The 16,253-nt window shown below is 41.0% G+C and carries 18 protein-coding genes; 14 read left to right on the forward strand and 4 right to left on the reverse strand.

Annotated features, from left to right (window positions below):
- The first annotated feature begins 17 nt into the window (after nt 1-17).
- Nucleotides 18-1,148: a response regulator gene (locus tag ENH88_RS04395; RefSeq protein WP_304179931.1), complete on the forward strand. Its 1,131-nt coding sequence runs from the start codon at nt 18-20 to the stop codon at nt 1,146-1,148.
- A 38-nt stretch (nt 1,149-1,186) separates the two neighbouring features.
- On the opposite strand, the gene queG is transcribed toward ENH88_RS04395, so the two are convergent.
- The 4 genes from queG to ENH88_RS04415 form a co-directional block, all read right to left on the reverse strand.
- Nucleotides 1,187-2,320 carry a tRNA epoxyqueuosine(34) reductase QueG gene (queG, locus tag ENH88_RS04400; protein ID WP_304179934.1) on the reverse strand — a complete coding sequence of 378 codons (1,134 nt, stop codon included), beginning with the start codon at nt 2,318-2,320 and terminating at the stop codon, nt 1,187-1,189.
- Nucleotides 2,321-2,391: 71 nt separating this feature from the next.
- Nucleotides 2,392-3,609, reverse strand: coding sequence for a methyl-accepting chemotaxis protein (locus tag ENH88_RS04405; RefSeq protein ID WP_304180263.1), 1,218 nt, complete (start codon nt 3,607-3,609; stop codon nt 2,392-2,394).
- Nucleotides 3,610-3,709: 100 nt separating this feature from the next.
- Nucleotides 3,710-4,405, reverse strand: coding sequence for a glycerophosphodiester phosphodiesterase (locus tag ENH88_RS04410; RefSeq protein ID WP_304180266.1), 696 nt, complete (start codon nt 4,403-4,405; stop codon nt 3,710-3,712).
- The gene (locus tag ENH88_RS04415) at nt 4,405-5,271 is read right to left on the reverse strand and encodes a DMT family transporter (protein ID WP_304179937.1); all 867 of its coding nucleotides are present in this window, start codon (nt 5,269-5,271) and stop codon (nt 4,405-4,407) included. Before ENH88_RS04415 ends, ENH88_RS04410 begins: the two co-directional genes overlap by 1 nt.
- 316 nt (nt 5,272-5,587) lie before the next feature.
- On the opposite strand from ENH88_RS04415, the gene ENH88_RS04420 reads away from it, so the two are divergent.
- The 13 genes from ENH88_RS04420 to ENH88_RS04480 all read left to right on the forward strand — a co-directional run bounded on the left by ENH88_RS04420 (nt 5,588) and on the right by ENH88_RS04480 (nt 16,174).
- The gene (locus ENH88_RS04420; RefSeq protein ID WP_304179939.1) at nt 5,588-6,691 is read left to right on the forward strand and encodes a sensor histidine kinase; all 1,104 of its coding nucleotides are present in this window, start codon (nt 5,588-5,590) and stop codon (nt 6,689-6,691) included.
- A complete protein-coding gene (locus ENH88_RS04425; protein WP_304179941.1) occupies nt 6,688-7,302 on the forward strand; it encodes a response regulator transcription factor in 615 nt (204 codons plus the stop codon). The genes ENH88_RS04420 and ENH88_RS04425 overlap by 4 nt, the downstream gene beginning before the upstream one ends.
- 119 nt (nt 7,303-7,421) lie before the next feature.
- Nucleotides 7,422-9,917, forward strand: coding sequence for a ribonuclease R (rnr, locus tag ENH88_RS04430; RefSeq protein WP_304179944.1), 2,496 nt, complete (start codon nt 7,422-7,424; stop codon nt 9,915-9,917).
- On the forward strand, nt 9,914-10,660 hold the full coding sequence (rlmB, locus tag ENH88_RS04435; RefSeq protein WP_304179947.1) for a 23S rRNA (guanosine(2251)-2'-O)-methyltransferase RlmB: 747 nt from the start codon (nt 9,914-9,916) through the stop codon (nt 10,658-10,660). Before rnr ends, rlmB begins: the two co-directional genes overlap by 4 nt.
- 136 nt (nt 10,661-10,796) lie before the next feature.
- On the forward strand, nt 10,797-11,138 hold the full coding sequence (gene rpsF / locus ENH88_RS04440; protein WP_145236974.1) for a 30S ribosomal protein S6: 342 nt from the start codon (nt 10,797-10,799) through the stop codon (nt 11,136-11,138).
- Nucleotides 11,139-11,192: 54 nt separating this feature from the next.
- A complete protein-coding gene (gene priB / locus ENH88_RS04445) occupies nt 11,193-11,510 on the forward strand; it encodes a primosomal replication protein N (protein ID WP_145236977.1) in 318 nt (105 codons plus the stop codon).
- A gap of 12 nt (nt 11,511-11,522) precedes the next feature.
- Nucleotides 11,523-11,750 (forward strand): 30S ribosomal protein S18, encoded by a 228-nt coding sequence (gene rpsR, locus ENH88_RS04450; RefSeq protein ID WP_002962753.1) that lies wholly within the window; start codon nt 11,523-11,525, stop codon nt 11,748-11,750.
- 36 nt (nt 11,751-11,786) lie between these two features.
- Complete coding sequence (gene rplI, locus ENH88_RS04455; RefSeq protein ID WP_011329089.1) at nt 11,787-12,239, forward strand: 50S ribosomal protein L9; 453 nt, start codon at nt 11,787-11,789, stop codon at nt 12,237-12,239.
- 273 nt (nt 12,240-12,512) lie between these two features.
- Nucleotides 12,513-12,950 (forward strand): type IV pilin protein, encoded by a 438-nt coding sequence (locus ENH88_RS04460; protein WP_349768643.1) that lies wholly within the window; start codon nt 12,513-12,515, stop codon nt 12,948-12,950.
- Between the two features lie 2 nt (nt 12,951-12,952).
- Entirely contained in the window at nt 12,953-13,402 is a 450-nt protein-coding gene (locus ENH88_RS04465) for a GspH/FimT family pseudopilin (protein ID WP_304180095.1), read from the forward strand.
- A complete protein-coding gene (locus ENH88_RS04470) occupies nt 13,402-13,815 on the forward strand; it encodes a type IV pilus modification PilV family protein (protein ID WP_304180098.1) in 414 nt (137 codons plus the stop codon). Before ENH88_RS04465 ends, ENH88_RS04470 begins: the two co-directional genes overlap by 1 nt.
- Nucleotides 13,815-14,339 carry a PilW family protein gene (locus ENH88_RS04475; RefSeq protein ID WP_304180101.1) on the forward strand — a complete coding sequence of 175 codons (525 nt, stop codon included), beginning with the start codon at nt 13,815-13,817 and terminating at the stop codon, nt 14,337-14,339. Before ENH88_RS04470 ends, ENH88_RS04475 begins: the two co-directional genes overlap by 1 nt.
- Nucleotides 14,339-16,174 (forward strand): pilus assembly PilX family protein, encoded by a 1,836-nt coding sequence (locus ENH88_RS04480; RefSeq protein WP_304180104.1) that lies wholly within the window; start codon nt 14,339-14,341, stop codon nt 16,172-16,174. The genes ENH88_RS04475 and ENH88_RS04480 overlap by 1 nt, the downstream gene beginning before the upstream one ends.
- The last annotated feature ends 79 nt before the right edge of the window (nt 16,175-16,253 follow it).

Here is a 16,253-nt window from a genome sequence, read left to right on the forward strand (position 1 = left end):
AGAAATGGATGACAATTATGCCTTTAAAGAAAATCTTAGTGGTTGATGACGAACCCTTTAATTTAGAAATTATAGAAGAGATATTGCTTGAGCTTGATTTTGAATTAAAGATGGTAAACAGTGGCCCCGAGTGCCTGAGCGCAGTGGAAGACTTTGCACCGCAAGTTATTTTACTCGACGTGAGTATGCCACAAATGAACGGCTATGAAGTCTGTAGAAAACTCAAAGCAAATCCCAGTACGGCTCATATTATCGTCATGTTCGTATCAGCCAGAGGCACTGTTGAAGAGCGTATGGAAGGATATGCAGTCGGTGCTGAAGATTACATTGTTAAACCGTTTGGCCACGATGAATTAAAGTCAAAATTGAAGATTCTTAATCAAGTTTTGATTGAAAAAGAATCGCTAGAACAGCAAGTTGAAGATGCAACATCCACAGCATTTAATGCCATGGCAAACAGCAGTGAAATGGGGCAAATAGTTAATTATATTGAAAAGATAGGTATGATTAACAACACTAAAGCGCTTGGTGAGGCCTTAGTCCATTGTTTAAAATCGTTTGATTTGCAAAGTAATGTTGAGTTTAGGGCCAATTTAGATGCTCCCGAACACTTTACTTTAAATGGTCCGTGCTCGCCAATTGTAATTGAGTTGTTTGATATGCTTAAACACAAGGGCCGCTTACATGAATTCTCCCACAGAATCTTAGTTAACTACGAATTGATTAGTTTATTGATTTTAAATATGCCAGATCACGACCCTGACAAACATGGGCGGATCCGTGATCATGTCTGCTTTATTGTTAGTGTTACAGAGCAACAGCTACGGGCAATTATGACGCGTGCCGCTTTAGAGTTGCAACAAACAAAGCTAAATGATGCGATTACTATGATCAATGGTAAATTTCATGGCTTAATCGAGCTACTGAATGAAAATCGTAAGAGTAATGAAGCGGTATTTAAGCGTTTACAAGAAGAGCTGGAAGATAGGATCCCTTCAATGGGATTAGATGAAGATCAGGAGGTTTTTATTTATCAGAAAGTAGATCAAACCATTCAAAACTCAGTTGCTCGTGAAGAGTCTGTTAAGGGCGTAAAAGCAGCTTTTCATGAAATTGAGCAAGACTTATCTACTTTGTTGAAAAAATAACACTGATACCACAATGTAGATGATCAAGAGATGTGCATTTACGCATCTCTTGGTAAGCCTTTTTCTACGATACGTATTAAGCGCGCGGTTTTTCGTAATAACTTCTGTTGTTTTGATTGCTGCTGTTCAAGCGCCCAATCGATATGTTCTTTTACCAGCGCAGTGGAGTCATCCCGAGTAGTGGTGAGTGCATCAACAATTGCTTGATTAAACTGTGCATTACCTAAGCCCACTGCAATATTACGACGCCAACGCTGATGACCAATGCGGCGAATTGGACTGCCTTCGGTATTTTTTAAAAAGGTCGCTTCATCCCAACTAAATAATTCCAGTAAGTCTTTATCTTTTAATTGTTTGCGCGGGTGAAAGTCTGCTTCATCGGTGATCTGTCCGAAGCGGTTCCACGGGCAAACTAGTTGGCAGTCATCACAACCATAAATACGATTTCCCAGTAATGGCCGGTATTGTTCAGGGATAGGGCCTTGCAGCTCAATCGTTAAATAAGAGATACATTTACGAGCATCAACCACATATGGCGCTACAATGGCACCGGTGGGGCATAACGTGATGCAAGCAACGCATTTACCGCAACCTTCAAATTCATTCGGTTTATCAATGGGCAGTGGAATATCTACAAATAGCTCACCTAAAAAGAACCAAGAGCCAGCTTCTTTATTGATCAATAAACTGTGTTTTCCTTGCCACCCAAGCCCCGCTTTTTCAGCTAGTTGTCGCTCAAGCACGGGAGCAGAATCAACAAAAGGCCGAAACCCTAATTGATCAACATGTTGCTCAATTTTTTGACCAAGCTGTTTAATCCGATTACGCATTAATTTGTGGTAATCGCGGCCAAGCGCATAGCGGCTAATATACGCTTTATCGGTATTTTTAAGGGTTTTAGCAAAGCTTGCATCGGGGGGAAGGTAATTCATTTTAACCGAAATAACGCGAACAGTACCGGGCACCAACTCAGCGGGACGGGCGCGCTTCATGCCATGAGCGGCCATGTAATCCATCTCACCATGGTAGCCTAAATCAAGCCAGCGTTGCAGTTGAGCTTCATGCTTACTCAAGTCAATGTCAGTAATCCCGACTTCACTAAAGCCAAGCTCTAGGCCCCACTTTTTTATATCTAAAGCAAGTTGTTGGTAATCAGGGGATAGGCTAGTCACACGGGCACATCATGGTTAAAAAATAGCTGCGTAATTTAACACATTGGCCTATTAATATCACGCTTGGTAGGTTAAACAAAACGCTTTAACTGTTGTTGAGTTTGTTTGCTCAATTGCTGTGATTGCTGGCAATCTGCCAGCGCGATATCGATTTGTGACTTAGCTTGTGAGCCTAATTCAACAATCTGCTCAACCGATTGATGAGTTTGGTTTTGTGTTTGTTCGAGTAAATGTACAGCACTGGCAATTTGTTGTAATTGTTGTTGATTGTGTTCAAACTCAATTAATCGCTCAGTAAAGCCATGGGATGTATTGCTGATGGTGGTTTCTGCATTATGTGCATAACTCACAAGTTGTTCTGATTCTTTATTGGTTTGGTTGACCAAAGAATCCATTTGGTTGATGAAATCGCTGATCTGACGCGTTGCATCGCTCACTTTAACCGATAAAGTTCTCACTTCATCTGCCACAACCGCAAAACCGCGACCAGCTTCACCCGCACGAGCGGCTTCTATGGCTGCGTTGAGTGCCAGTAAATTCGTTTGATCTGAAAACTCTTCCACCATTTTTAGGATGCTACGAATATTGTCGCTGTTTCGTTTTAAACCCGAAATTGTTTCAGAAAAATGGCTTAACACTTGGCTAATTGATTTAACTTGGCCAACGAGTTCGGTCAGCTCTTGCGCAGCATGAGTTACAAAGTTTACATGTTCACTATTTACTTGATGAACACTATCGGTGTTGGTAACGATGCTTTGCAAACTATCGGTTATTTGATTACTTGCAGCGGTAATCGTTTGGCTAAAATCGATTTGTTGCTCGCTTAATTGCGCCGTTTGTTGCATTGATACAGTCACTTGATTGTTACTCTGTGCACTGGCTTGTGCGCTTTGATAGGTTGTCGCGAGTAATTGGCTGAGGTGAGCAGTAAAGGTATTGTATTGCTGGCTAATTTCACGAAACTCATCATAGGTAAAGTGCGGGAGTTTAGCTACTAAGTTGGCATCTTGACTGTTAATTTGCGCCAAAGTATCGCGCATTGCCGTAACTGGGCGAACAATTAAAAAACGCATATAAAAAACAGTGAAGGCAAAGCCTGCAATTATAATTGCCGTTAGTAACCAAAATAGTTGGGTATCGGCATTTTGCGAGACCAGACTTTTATACAACCAAATTAAAGTAATAGCTTGAAAAGCAAAAACAAAGCTTAGGTTACCAATGATTTTTCGAGTTAAAGTAAAAAAGAAGCTTTGTTCAATAAAGTTATAAATACGCATATACTCACTCATTAATCGCCCGCTTGGCTGTTGCATCAGTTTTACTCAGTATCGTTCAAATTCAATTTAATTCAAGAATATAGGACGAACTGCGGTAGCAAGTGCAGCTGATTTAAAGTGAGTTTAAAATCATTTTCGTATTGCATGGATAGTTAGTAAAAATACCGTCTATACCATAATTAAGAATCAGTTCTATATCTTCTTGTTTATCAACGGTGTATGCATAAATATCTAAACCGCGTTGCTTAGCATCAGCGACAAATTGATGATTAATAAAGTTTTTATCAACATGAACACTAAACGCCTGTAAGCGCTGGGCAAATTCGGCATAGTTGATAGGAATAGAGGCTGTTAAGGCACCAATTTTTAGCCATGGTAACTGTTGTTTTAACCACATGAGTTGATGGTGATCAAACGAAGAGACTAAAAGATTGTCGCGTGACAGTTTTTTAGCTGCAATATTTGCTTCAATCAGCTCAACAAATTTATCCAGTGCAAAAGTGTGTTTCAACTCGAGGTTTAATAATGTTTTATTGTTAACCCAATCAATGGTTTGTTGTAAGGTCGGGACACGCTCGTTATTACCTGCATCAAAACATTGGATTTGCTCTCGGGTGAGTTTGGTTACTTTACCACGGCCACTGGTGGTGCGATCTAGCCAGCTATCGTGGATGATCATGTAATCATCTAAACAACTTTGGACATCGACTTCAATACCATCAACTTCTATATCTACAGCAGCTGTAATCGCACTTTGGGTGTTCTCAGGGTAAGTGCCACTGGCGCCGCGATGAGCAAAAACTTTTATCATAATGTGTGTTTCCGAGTAACTGACCATGTTTCATAAAATGCTGCACTGATCACCATAGCACCGCCAAGTAGAGTCAGTAGTGAAGGTTGTTCATGCAACAGCAAAAAAGCTAAAAATGTGCCATACAAAGGCTGTAAACAAGAAATAAGTCCCGCTGTTGATGCTGATAAATATTGTAAACTAGCCGCAAATAAAGAATGTGGGGTTGCTGTAAATATTACCCCAGCAATCAGTAACAGCCCGATATCGCGAGTAGATACATTAATTACTGGTACTTCTATAAAAGCACATAATACAATACTTGCCACCATAGTTTGATAAAACATGGTTTGTGGCCCGCCATATTGGCTAAAATAGCGTTTATGGATAATATTTCTAAATGCGAAAAAAAACGCTGAAATAACACCTGTGAGCACACCTAAAGTGACATCATTGCCGATATCCGCAGTTGGGATCAGCAAATAAATGCCGGTTATTACTACGCACGCACTGAGCAAATCGTTTACTTTAGGTTTGTTACCATTAAAAAAGGGTTCAATGAAAACGGTGATCACCGGATAGGTAAAAAATGCAATCATACCAATAGCAATTCCCGCCATTTGCATACCAGCAAAATAGGTTACCCAGTGTATGCCTACTGTAGCGCCTAAAAATAATGCAATCAGGTAATCTTTAGTGCTATTGAGTTTAATGGCTTTGTTTTGCCATAACAGCAAAAACAAAATAGCTATACCGGCAATAGCGGCTCGATATACTGTTATATCTAGCGCATTTAAGTTAATTAGCTTGGCAAACAACGCAGTGCCACCAAACAGTAATACGGCGATGTGTAGATAAATTAAACTTTGCTGCTGAGGGTGCATGTAAACTCGAACTCCTATTTTTTACTATCTTATCACTGGCTTATTTACTATAAGGTGAAATTTTTTAAAAGATGACAAATGTCAGTGAAGTTGATGACATTTTACACTCTTATTTTGTTTAGGGGCTGGCATAGTTACCGTATTCAAATGGAGGTAATTATGAATGCTTTAATTTCAATAAGTCTAGATATCAGTGAGTTTTTTGAAATATATAGCGTGCATATGAGTTGCACTGGTTACTTTATGCTCTTATGTGTTTTTGTGTTATTTAGTCAAAACATAACTATAAATAAAACGATATGCCAAGGATCTTAGTATGAGTTCACTTCACACGGTTGCTAAGCAAATAGATAAAGGGTTTTGGAAATATGGACATTTAATTTTTACAGGCTTTTATTTATTGCCGTTAATTATTGATTTTGAAAATTTTACGGCTAAACAAGTTACCATGTCTTTAGTTTTTTATTGTGCTTTTGTCCTTTTGTATATCAAAGCAATAAACTGTGACAGCACAAAGGTAACGACGCTCTTTGTGGGCCTGCTTATAATTTGTTTTAGCGCTACGTTCTTTACGTCTGGTACCCCGACCTTATTTGGTTTTGCAGCCTATGTTGCAGGTTTTAGCTACAACAAAGAACAGCGAGTTTATGCCGCTTTAGCAATAATATTAGCGGTTTTAAGTAGCGCGTATATAAGTGGATTGGCAAAGCTTGAGTATTTTTTAGCCGTCGCTTTAATTTTATGTGCCGCTTTATTTAGCTATGGCATAGCTGCAAAAAGGGAGCAAATACATAAAAGCCGTGAACAACAAAGCGCAAAGCAATTAGAGCAAATAGCAGCCATTGCTGAACGGGAGCGTATTGCCCGCGATCTACATGATATTTTAGGGCATTCATTATCATCAATAGCATTAAAAGCAGAGCTGGCAAGTAAACTTAATCATGCACAACGCTACAGCCAAGCAAATAGCGAAATAGACCAAGTGGCCGAACTTGCAAGGCAGCTATTAAGTGATGTGAGAAGTGCTGTCAGTGATTTAAAACAGCTCAACCTTACTAGTCAAATTTCCCAATTAAAACAAAGGCTAATTGAACACGGTTTTGAGGCTGATTTTAACGTGAAATTAACTGCGTTACCTGCGAAAGTAGAAGGCATAGCAGGTCTTATCATTAAGGAAGCTGTTACTAACTTACTACGCCATAGCAGCACCAAGACATGTATAGTTAGCATAACGCAAAATCAGCAGCAATTAATAATCAATGTGATTGATAATTCACCATGCAGCTCAATAAAACCTGGAAATGGTTTAAATGGCATTAAAGAGCGCGTAGAGCAGCTAGACGGAAAGGCTACATTTTCCTGTGAGAATAACTTTAGTTTAACTGTAATGCTGCCTTTAACAGCGAGGGATTTACAATGATCAAGGTGTATTTAGTAGAAGATCAGGCACTTGTACGCGACGCAATCGCAGCATTATTAAGTCTAGATTTTAATATTGAAGTAATTGACCAAGCAAGTAACGGACAAGATGCATTAACAGCCATAAATATGCTCGATAGCAACTCACTGCCTGATATTATTTTAACTGATATCGAAATGCCTAGCATGAACGGCATCGAACTCAGTGAGCAAATTGCATCAAAATACCCTGCGATAAAAATAGTTATTATGACCACCTTTTCGCGTGCGGGTTATATTCGGCGCTCTTTAAATGCTGGTGTGAAGGGCTTTATTTTAAAAGAAGCCCCAAGTGATGAATTAATTAGTGCGCTTAAAAAAGTAATGCACGGACAAAAGGTCATTGATCCTGAGCTTGCTATTAACGCATTAGATGATGTTGATCCACTGACAGATAAAGAACGAAAAGCATTGCAACTCGCAGGCGAAGGGTTGAAAACAGCCGATATTGCCGCCAAGTTATATTTAAGCGAAGGCACGGTACGTAATTATTTATCCGATGCGATTGCTAAACTCAATGCCTGTAACCGAGTGGACGCGGCGCGTATAGCTAAACAAAAAGGCTGGTTATAGACTTTTTCAGTTAATTTAGCTCATCTAAATACGCTTTCTTAAAAGTTTCATAGCTTTTGCCTGTCTCATTGATTGGTTATGGGTTAAAATAACGTCATAACCAACTAACAAGATAGTGAATGTCAAACCAAGATCCTAATCTCAGTCGAGAACAAGAAAAGTACGAAAACCCTGTCCCAAGTCGTGAGTTTATACTTACTCACCTAAAAGAGCGCGCCAAGCCAGCTAACTTCCATCAATTATGTGAGGAATTAGCAGTAAGCGATGATGAACGCCAAATTGCTTTCAAGCGTCGCTTACGTGCCATGGAGCGCGACGGTCAACTGTTCTTTAATAAATTCAAATGCTACGCCTTAATTGATGAAGCTGGGCTTGTTAAAGGTAAAGTAATTGGTCACCGTGATGGGTTTGGCTTTTTAGAAGTCGAAGGCGAAAGTAAAGACTGGTTTATTGCCAAGCATCAAATGAGTATGGTACTGCATGGTGACATTGTGCTCGCTAAAGGCAGCAAACGCGGCTCTGGCGGCAAGTGTGACGCACGTATTATTAAAGTGTTGTCTGGCGAACGCGCGCCGATTGTTGGCCGCTATTTTGTTGAACATGGTATTGCTGTGGTGGTGGCGGAAGATCCGCGCATTACGCAAGATATTATCATTTTACCAGGCAGTGAAAATGGCGCTCGCCATAATCAAATGGTGCAAGTGCAAATCACTCAAAACCCGAATCGCAATATGAATGCAGTGGGCAAAGTGATTGATGTATTGGGTGAGCATTTAGCGCCGGGTATGGAAATTGAAGTCGCGCTGCGTAATCACGATATTCCCCATGTCTGGCCTGAAGCGGTTGAAAAGCAGGTTGCACATTTAGGTGAGTTTGTTGAAGAAGCCGACAAGCAAAACCGAGTTGATTTACGTGATTTACCATTGGTTACGATTGATGGCGAAGACGCCCGCGATTTTGATGATGCCGTATATTGTGAGCCTGTTGAATCGGGTGGCTGGCGCTTATGGGTGGCGATTGCCGATGTATCGCATTACGTTGCAATGAATACGCCACTTAATGCCGAGGCAATCGAGCGTGGTAACTCAGTGTATTTCCCTGAGCAAGTTATTCCTATGCTGCCAAAAGTATTGTCCAACGGGTTATGCTCACTAAATCCAAAAGTTGACCGTTTATGTATGGTCGCGGAAATGTTGGTATCGGCTGAAGGTAAACTGTCGGGTTATCGTTTTTACGAAGCGGTGATGAATTCACATGCGCGGTTAACTTACACCAAAGTAAACGCTATTTTACAAAACGATGAAAAGCTTCGTACCGAGTACGCGGCGGTTGTGCCACATTTAACTGATTTACAGCAAATGTACATGGCATTAAAGGCTGCACGCCAAGAGCGTGGTGCGATAGAATTTGAAACCCTTGAAACACGCTTTGTATTTAACGCCCAACGTAAAATTGAGTCTATTGTGCCTGTGCTGCGTAACGATGCGCATAAGCTGATCGAAGAATGTATGATTTTGGCTAATGTATCTGCGGCCAAAATGCTTGAAAAACATGAAGCCAGCGCACTTTACCGTGTTCACGCAGAACCTGATAGTGAAAAGCTGGGGAACTTTAGGCAGTTCCTTTCCGAGCTGGGTATTGAATCAACACTCAGTGACGAGCCAACGCCGAAAGAAATTACTCACGTATTAGCTAAACTTGGCGATCGTCCCGATGCTGAGCTTATTCAAACTATGTTACTGCGTTCGATGAAACAGGCAGTGTATCAAGCGGAGAATATTGGTCACTTTGGTTTATCGTTGGGTGAATACGCACACTTTACCTCGCCTATTCGTCGTTACCCTGATTTAGTGGTGCACCGTGCCATTAAAGGCATTTTAAAAGCGCAGGGCATGGTGACATCCGGTGCTTATGTATATAGCGACGAAGAAGTTGCCCAGTTAGGTGAGCAGTGTTCAAATACGGAGCGTCGTGCCGATGATGCAACTCGCGAAGTAGCCGATTGGCTTAAGTGCGAATATATGCAAGATCATGTGGGCGACGAATTTGACGGGGTGATCTCATCGGTTACCAACTTTGGTTTGTTTATTCGCTTAGCTGATTTACAAATTGATGGTCTGATCCACGTGACTAATTTAGGCGATGAATACTTCCAATACGATGGCACTAAACATTGCTTAATTGGCGAGCATTCTCATAAAGTGTATCGTTTAGGCGATAAAGTAACGGTTCAGGTGGCATCGGTAAGCTTAGATGAGCGGCGTATTAACTTAACGATAGATGGCAATGCAGCACAAGATAGATATGCTCGTCGCCGTAGTGATGCGAAAGGCCATGCCCCAGCAAGCGTTCGTTCGCAGTTAAAACGCGGCAAAATACCAGGTAAAAAAGCTGATGAAACAGTAGCTGCTGAGCATAAAGGTCGCACTGAACAAAGCAAAGCAAAGCCAAAAAAAAGCAGTGCTAGTAGAGGTAAAAAGAAGCCAGCAGGGAAATCAGCTGCAGCAACCACTACCACAACAGCAAAAAAACCGAAAAAAAAGGCCGTTAAAAAGCCGAAAAGATCCGGCAAAAATGCCCGTAAAAGTAAGAGTTCAGGAGCAAGTGATACGTGAGTAATGAATTAATTTTTGGCTTTCACTCTGTTGAAGCAATTTTCGCAAGTGAGCCGGAGCGTTTTATTGAGATTTATGCCCTAAAAGGACGTGACGACAAACGCTTGTCTCCAATCATTGAAGAAGCGCGTAAATTTGGTATTTCTGTACAATTTATGCAACGTAAAGCCCTTGATAACAAATCAAAGGGTGAACAGCACCAAGGCATTATTGCTAACGTTATCGCAGCACCGACTTTCAATGAAAAAGATTTAGATGCAATCATTGCTCGTGAAGAAACGCCATTTTTACTGGTTCTCGATGGCATAACAGATCCACATAACTTAGGTGCCTGTTTGCGTAGTGCCGATGCCGCTGGCGTACACGCGATCATTGTGCCAAAAGATAAGTCAGCTAAATTAAATGGCACAGCACGCAAAGTGGCCTGTGGCGCCGCTGAAACAGTACCGCTTATTCAAGTAACTAACCTCGCTCGTACTTTGCGTGAAATGAAAGACGCTGGAGTATGGGTGGTTGGCACTGCGGGTGAAACCAATGTGCATGTATTTGATGCCAATCTAACTGGCCCTATGGCGATTGTTATGGGCGCCGAAGGTGAAGGTATGCGTCGCTTAACGCGCGAGCATTGCGATGTGTTAGTTAAAATTCCCATGGCCGGCACCGTTTCAAGCTTAAACGTATCTGTAGCAACAGGCATTTGTTTGTTTGAAGTGCTGCGTCAGCGAAATGCGACACAGCCATAAAAGCTAAAAACCTACTTGCTTAATTTTCCGACTAAGCGTAAAATGCGCGCTCATTTCGGCCTAATTAATATTAATTCCTTGCCTTAAACCGACCGGCTGAAACGGTAGAAGGCTCTATTAACCGTAAGGAATATCCATGCGTCATTACGAAATCGTATTCATGGTTCACCCAGATCAGAGTGAGCAAGTTTCTGGTATGATCGAACGTTATACTGGTTCTATCACTGAAGCTGGTGGTGTTATCCACCGTCTTGAAGACTGGGGCCGCCGTCAATTGGCATACCCAATCAACAAGCTTCATAAAGCTCATTATGTTCTTATGAACGTTGAAGCACCTACTGAAGTAATCAGCGAGCTAGAAACTACTTTCCGCTACAACGATGCAGTGCTTCGTAACTTAGTTATGCGTACTAAAGACGCTGTAACTGAAGCATCTCCTCTTGTAAGAGAAGAGAAGAAAGAAGCACCAGCTGCTTAATTGTTTTGAGTCCAAGCATGGCGTTTGATCAGCGAGAATTTTAAGGTAAACCATATGGTCAGTCCTTTTATGAATCAGCTGGTTATTTCTGGGGTTGTTTGTAAAACACCTAAGTTTAGCCAAAGCCCTGCTGGTATCCCGCATTGTATTTTTGTTGTAGAACATAAATCAATGCAAGTTGAAGCAGACCTTAACCGTAATAGTTATGTCAGGCTTCAAGTGGTTGCCAGTGGCAAGCAAATGCAACAACAGACTCAACATTTGCACGTTGGGCAGGCATTGCAAGTGAGCGGTTTTTTAAATCGTCACGAAGGTCGTAACGGCCTTAGCCAATTGGTTTTGCATGCTCAGCATATAGAAAGAATTATTTGAGGAATTTATCTCATGGCACGTTATTTCAGACGTCGTAAGTTCTGCCGCTTTAAAGCGGAAGGCGTACAACAAATCGATTATAAAGATCTAGCTACTCTTAGAAACTATGTTACAGAAAGTGGCAAAATCGTACCTAGCCGTATTACAGGTACTAGCGCTAAATACCAGCGCCAGCTAGCAACTGCTATCAAGCGTGCTCGCTACTTAGCCCTTCTTCCATACACTGACTTACATAAGTAAGCAGCGGATTAACACGTTTTTAAAAGGTGTAGAAACATGCAAGTTATTCTACTAGATAAGATCGCTAACCTAGGTGGCCTAGGTGACCAGGTTGTAGTTAAATCTGGCTTCGCACGTAACTTCCTTTTCCCACAAGGTAAGGCAGTTCCTGCAACTAAAGCTAACATTGAAACTTTTGACGCACGTCGTGCTGAGCTTGAAGCGAAAATCGCTGACCAGCTTGTTGCTGCACAAGCACGCGCCGATAAGTTAGAAGCATTAGCTGAAGTTACATTAGTATCTAAAGCCGGTGACGAAGGTAAGTTATTCGGTTCTATCGGTACTCGCGACATCGCTGACGCTATCTCAGCTGTTGGTGTTGAAGTTGCTAAGTCAGAAGTTCGTTTACCTCTAGGTACTATCCGTGAGACTGGCGAATTTGACGTATCAATCGCAGTTCATTCAGAAGTAACGGCTACTATCAAAGTAATCGTGATCGCTGAAGCTTAATTTTTTAATTAAGCGAAAAAAGCCGTGCTGAAAAGTGCGGCTTTTTTGTTTATTACTCTCACCCATATCACTAACAGTCATTTTCCGCATAAATATTGATTAAAGTCCCTTTTTTAGGTTTTTTATTTGGTATTGTTTGATTTAAAATAAAAACTAATTATTTATACCTATTAGAATGTAGCGACATTGTAATTAGGTTACAGATTGTTGACAATGACAGCGTTGTCACTGTATATTGTTTGTGCACTGGGCATAGTGTTAAGGATGTAAAAATTGAAACAACAGATGATGAAAAATGCGAAGCTTGCTGCAGGTTTCACATTAATCGAGCTATTAATCGTAGTCGCTATTCTAGGCATTTTATATAGCGTTGTTATGCCTTCATATATTGAGCATATGGAGCGCAGTCGCCGTGCCGATATTCAACAAGTAATGTTGCAACATGGTGCAGTCTTAGAGCGGATTTATTCGCGTAATGGTGGTTATCCAAACGCTTTTGACACGGCAACAAATATAGATTTTTATACTTTTACTTATAAAGCGCTAAACCGCGTTAGCGGCGCTGCAGCGGATGCTAATTTTAAAAGTCGTGCATTTACATTAACGGCAACTCCAAAACTAGGCTCTGCCCAAGTGGGAGATCGTTGCGGTGCTTTAGTGATTAAGCATGATGGTACACAATTAGCTGACGCTAATAATTGCTGGGAATAACAATGACTCGAACAGCAGGTTTCACATTAGTAGAGCTAATGATCGTGGTTGGGATTGTAGCGATCATGGCAGTATTAGCGTTTCCATCATTTAGCCAGCAAATCATGCAAGATCGCGTGGTGACTACTGCCAATCAACTGAACAGTGTTTATAAATATGCGCGTAGTGAGGCGGTAAAACGTGACCGTGATGTTAAATTAGTGGTAAGTGGCGATAAATGGCAGGTAAAAGCAGCTGTTGATGGGGTTGATACGGTATTAAAAGAATTTGTGATCCAACACCAAGGCGTAACCGTTGGGTTAGTCGATCGAACTGTCTGGTCAAGTGGTGAAATCTCGGCTGCGAGCGAAATATTGGTCAAAGATGACAATGATAAAACGGTAGATTATTACTTGTGCATTTTAAAAAGCGGCCAAAATTGGTTGGCTGAACAGTCAGTGGCGTGTGCATAATGATTAAACAAAGTGGTTTTTCATTATTAGAGGTGATGCTGTCGGTGGTTATTGCCGGTATTGCTTTATTAGGGTTGGCAGCAGCACAACTCAAATCACTCCAATATGCCACTAACAGTTTTAATTACACTGTATCGCTGGTGCAAGGGCAAAATACCTTAGAGCGTATTTGGCCTCGCTTGTGTGAATTACAAACAACAAATCCGGCATTATTTACCGAAGCCAATTTTCGTGCTTTTTTAGGCCCACAACTAGATGATTATCAACTGAGCTTACCTGCAACATATGGACATGATATGCAAATCACCGTTTCATGGGCTGATGAGCGGATCAAGCAACAAGACCCTGCTCAATTAGAAAATCAAATTACCTTAAATGCTAGTTACCCCGAACTACCCGTTGGCTGTATCTGATGAGCGTTTTATCACGCATACGAGGTTATACCCTAGTAGAACTGATGGTGGCTCTAGCCGCTGGTTCATTCCTACTAGCTGGCGTTAGCCTGTCATACTCTGCTATTAAAGGCACTATTACTGTTAGTAAAGAGCTGGAAAATGCGCAAGAAGTGATCCGCTATACCAGCAAAGTGTTTAATCGTAGTATAAAGCAAACTCCAACAGTACCAGTGCTTGCCGCAGATGGTTCAACAATAACTATTTCTCAGCCAGCTGGGGTTATTAGCTGCAATGGCAGCGTCTCAGCCGCTGCTATTACAGAGGTTTATAGCTTAGCTGGCTCTAATTTAATGTGTGCGATAGGAGCCGCTCCAGCAGAGCGGTTATTGACGGGAGTCGCCCAGTTGAGTTTTGCAATTGATAACAACATTGTCACTATTAATGTTGGCCCAGAAAACTTACCTGCGCAATTTGGTAACACGATTGCCATTGATATTGCTGTATCTAATGTGATTTTAAACAATGCTTTTGGTGGTGTGTAATGGCTAAAAAACAATGCGGTTTTACACTTGTTACAGTACTTATCCTCACTAGTATGGCGAGTATTGTGGTGCTTAATTCATTGCGTGAAAATATTGTTCAAGAGCGTATGAGCGGTAATTTTCAAAAGAAAATGAATAGCCGATTATTGGCTGAAAAAGGTGTTTTTGAAGAAGCTAAATTACTACAGCAAGCTTTATTAGATGATAAAAGCTTAGATATCGATGGCTTAATTGCTGCAACAGGTAATATCTCTGGTATTGGTTTGATTGGCGATGATGCTACTTATAATGCAAGTATCGCTAAAAATGCCGCTGGAGAGCTTGAAATCTCTAGCATTGGTGAGCGTTATAATGGCGATGCACAAAGTAATTTAGTGGCACGGTTTGGTTTTACGCCAGGTAAAGGTGGCTCTGTTTTTGAAAATGCAATCGTGGGTTGTGAAGGGGTGTCACTCAGTGCCAGTGGTCGCATTGATAGTTATGACTCAAGCCTAGGCGATTACGATCCCGATAATGCCGAAGCCGCTGCTGTAATAGGCACTATTTATAAAGATAAAGACGTGACGTTATCTGGTGCTTCAACTATTTGGGGCAGTGTTCATGCTACTGGAAGTATTATTTTTTCAGGCTCGTCTCCTATTGTGGGTAGTTTAAAAGCAAATAATAGTATTGAGATAGATTCGAATTTTACAGTATCAACCGATCCTCTTTTACCTGAAGGTTTCCCACTTGATACAGCTGTCGGCGGCGATGTATTATCAGGTGGTGATGTAATATGGAAACAAGGTAAGATACTGGGTGTTATTCGTGCTAATAACGATTTAATTTTTCCAAATAATAGTGCAAGCACAGTCCTCGTAAATAAAAATAATGATGGACTCGATGTCATGTACGGCAATACATTAAAAGCGCCGGCAGGATTAGCTGCACACTTAGAGCAAGATGGTATTCTATATTCTGATACTCGCTATAATGAATCGCCACATGTCGAGTTGGTAGCTTTTCAAGATCCTGATAACTTTGAAGCCAGTAAAGTGCAATGCGATCCTATTGATATTGAAAGTGTTGTAAATGATCTAACCGACCCTGCAGCTGAAGATATTTTAGTTAAACACAGTACCACAACCTTAGTTGTTGGCCAGCCCGAAACTCGAGTGATTTATGAGTTAACCCCTGAAATTGGTCAATCTAAAATAGAGAACCAAGGGGCTTATGTATGGGAAAATTGGTTAGGTGAGCCACCGGCAACGCTGAATTATCAACTGGCTACAATTAACGAGAAAATCGACCAAAAAGTACTTAAATCTGGTGGCTTTACTTTAAATAATGGCATCTTAAAAGTAACCGGTGGTGATGTTACGCTAATCGTAAATGGTAACTTTAAAATGACTGGCGATTCTTTTATAGATATTGCACCTGGCAGTAGTTTAACGCTTTATATTGCTGGAAAAGTAACTATGAATGCAGCTGCTGGTGCTATCACTATGAAGCATGGTTTAACTGATACCGGTAAACCCGTTTTTAGTATTTACTCTGGTTTTTCAGAAGCTAATGGCATAGATATTAGCGCTGATTCTGATTTATATGCTGCAATTTATGCTCCTAAAACGGATGTTAGTATTGTGGCTAATGGTGGCTTTAGCGGCTCTATTCGAGGAAAGACAGTAACAGCCTCTGGACGAGGTGGCATTCATCATGATTTAAATCTATCAAATGTTAGTAATGGCGGTAGTAGTACCACTACAAGTAAACTGGTTTTTCTTGGCTGGTCATATAAAGCTCCAACACCACTAACAGCAGAGCCTGTTGAAGAACCAATAAAACCGACAATCTAATTCCCCTCTAATAACGGCTAACTCTGCAGTTAGCCGTTTTTTGTAAAAAAGAATTTTATTTCATTTAAACCTTTTCGAT

Origin of the sequence: Pseudoalteromonas prydzensis (assembly GCF_011050055.1) — a bacterium.
In the GTDB taxonomy this organism is placed as follows: Bacteria; Pseudomonadota; Gammaproteobacteria; order Enterobacterales; family Alteromonadaceae; genus Pseudoalteromonas; species Pseudoalteromonas prydzensis_A.

Coding starts and splice junctions, on each gene's coding strand:
- ENH88_RS04395 (WP_304179931.1), top strand. CDS start 18: ATGCCTTTAAAGAAAATCTTAGTGGTTGATGACGAACCCTTTAATTTA.
- ENH88_RS04405 (WP_304180263.1), bottom strand. CDS start 3,609: ATGAGTGAGTATATGCGTATTTATAACTTTATTGAACAAAGCTTCTTT.
- ENH88_RS04415 (WP_304179937.1), bottom strand. CDS start 5,271: ATGCACCCTCAGCAGCAAAGTTTAATTTATCTACACATCGCCGTATTA.
- ENH88_RS04420 (WP_304179939.1), top strand. CDS start 5,588: ATGAGTTCACTTCACACGGTTGCTAAGCAAATAGATAAAGGGTTTTGG.
- ENH88_RS04425 (WP_304179941.1), top strand. CDS start 6,688: ATGATCAAGGTGTATTTAGTAGAAGATCAGGCACTTGTACGCGACGCA.
- rnr (WP_304179944.1), top strand. CDS start 7,422: ATGTCAAACCAAGATCCTAATCTCAGTCGAGAACAAGAAAAGTACGAA.
- rpsF (WP_145236974.1), top strand. CDS start 10,797: ATGCGTCATTACGAAATCGTATTCATGGTTCACCCAGATCAGAGTGAG.
- priB (WP_145236977.1), top strand. CDS start 11,193: ATGGTCAGTCCTTTTATGAATCAGCTGGTTATTTCTGGGGTTGTTTGT.
- rpsR (WP_002962753.1), top strand. CDS start 11,523: ATGGCACGTTATTTCAGACGTCGTAAGTTCTGCCGCTTTAAAGCGGAA.
- rplI (WP_011329089.1), top strand. CDS start 11,787: ATGCAAGTTATTCTACTAGATAAGATCGCTAACCTAGGTGGCCTAGGT.
- ENH88_RS04465 (WP_304180095.1), top strand. CDS start 12,953: ATGACTCGAACAGCAGGTTTCACATTAGTAGAGCTAATGATCGTGGTT.
- ENH88_RS04470 (WP_304180098.1), top strand. CDS start 13,402: ATGATTAAACAAAGTGGTTTTTCATTATTAGAGGTGATGCTGTCGGTG.
- ENH88_RS04475 (WP_304180101.1), top strand. CDS start 13,815: ATGAGCGTTTTATCACGCATACGAGGTTATACCCTAGTAGAACTGATG.
- ENH88_RS04480 (WP_304180104.1), top strand. CDS start 14,339: ATGGCTAAAAAACAATGCGGTTTTACACTTGTTACAGTACTTATCCTC.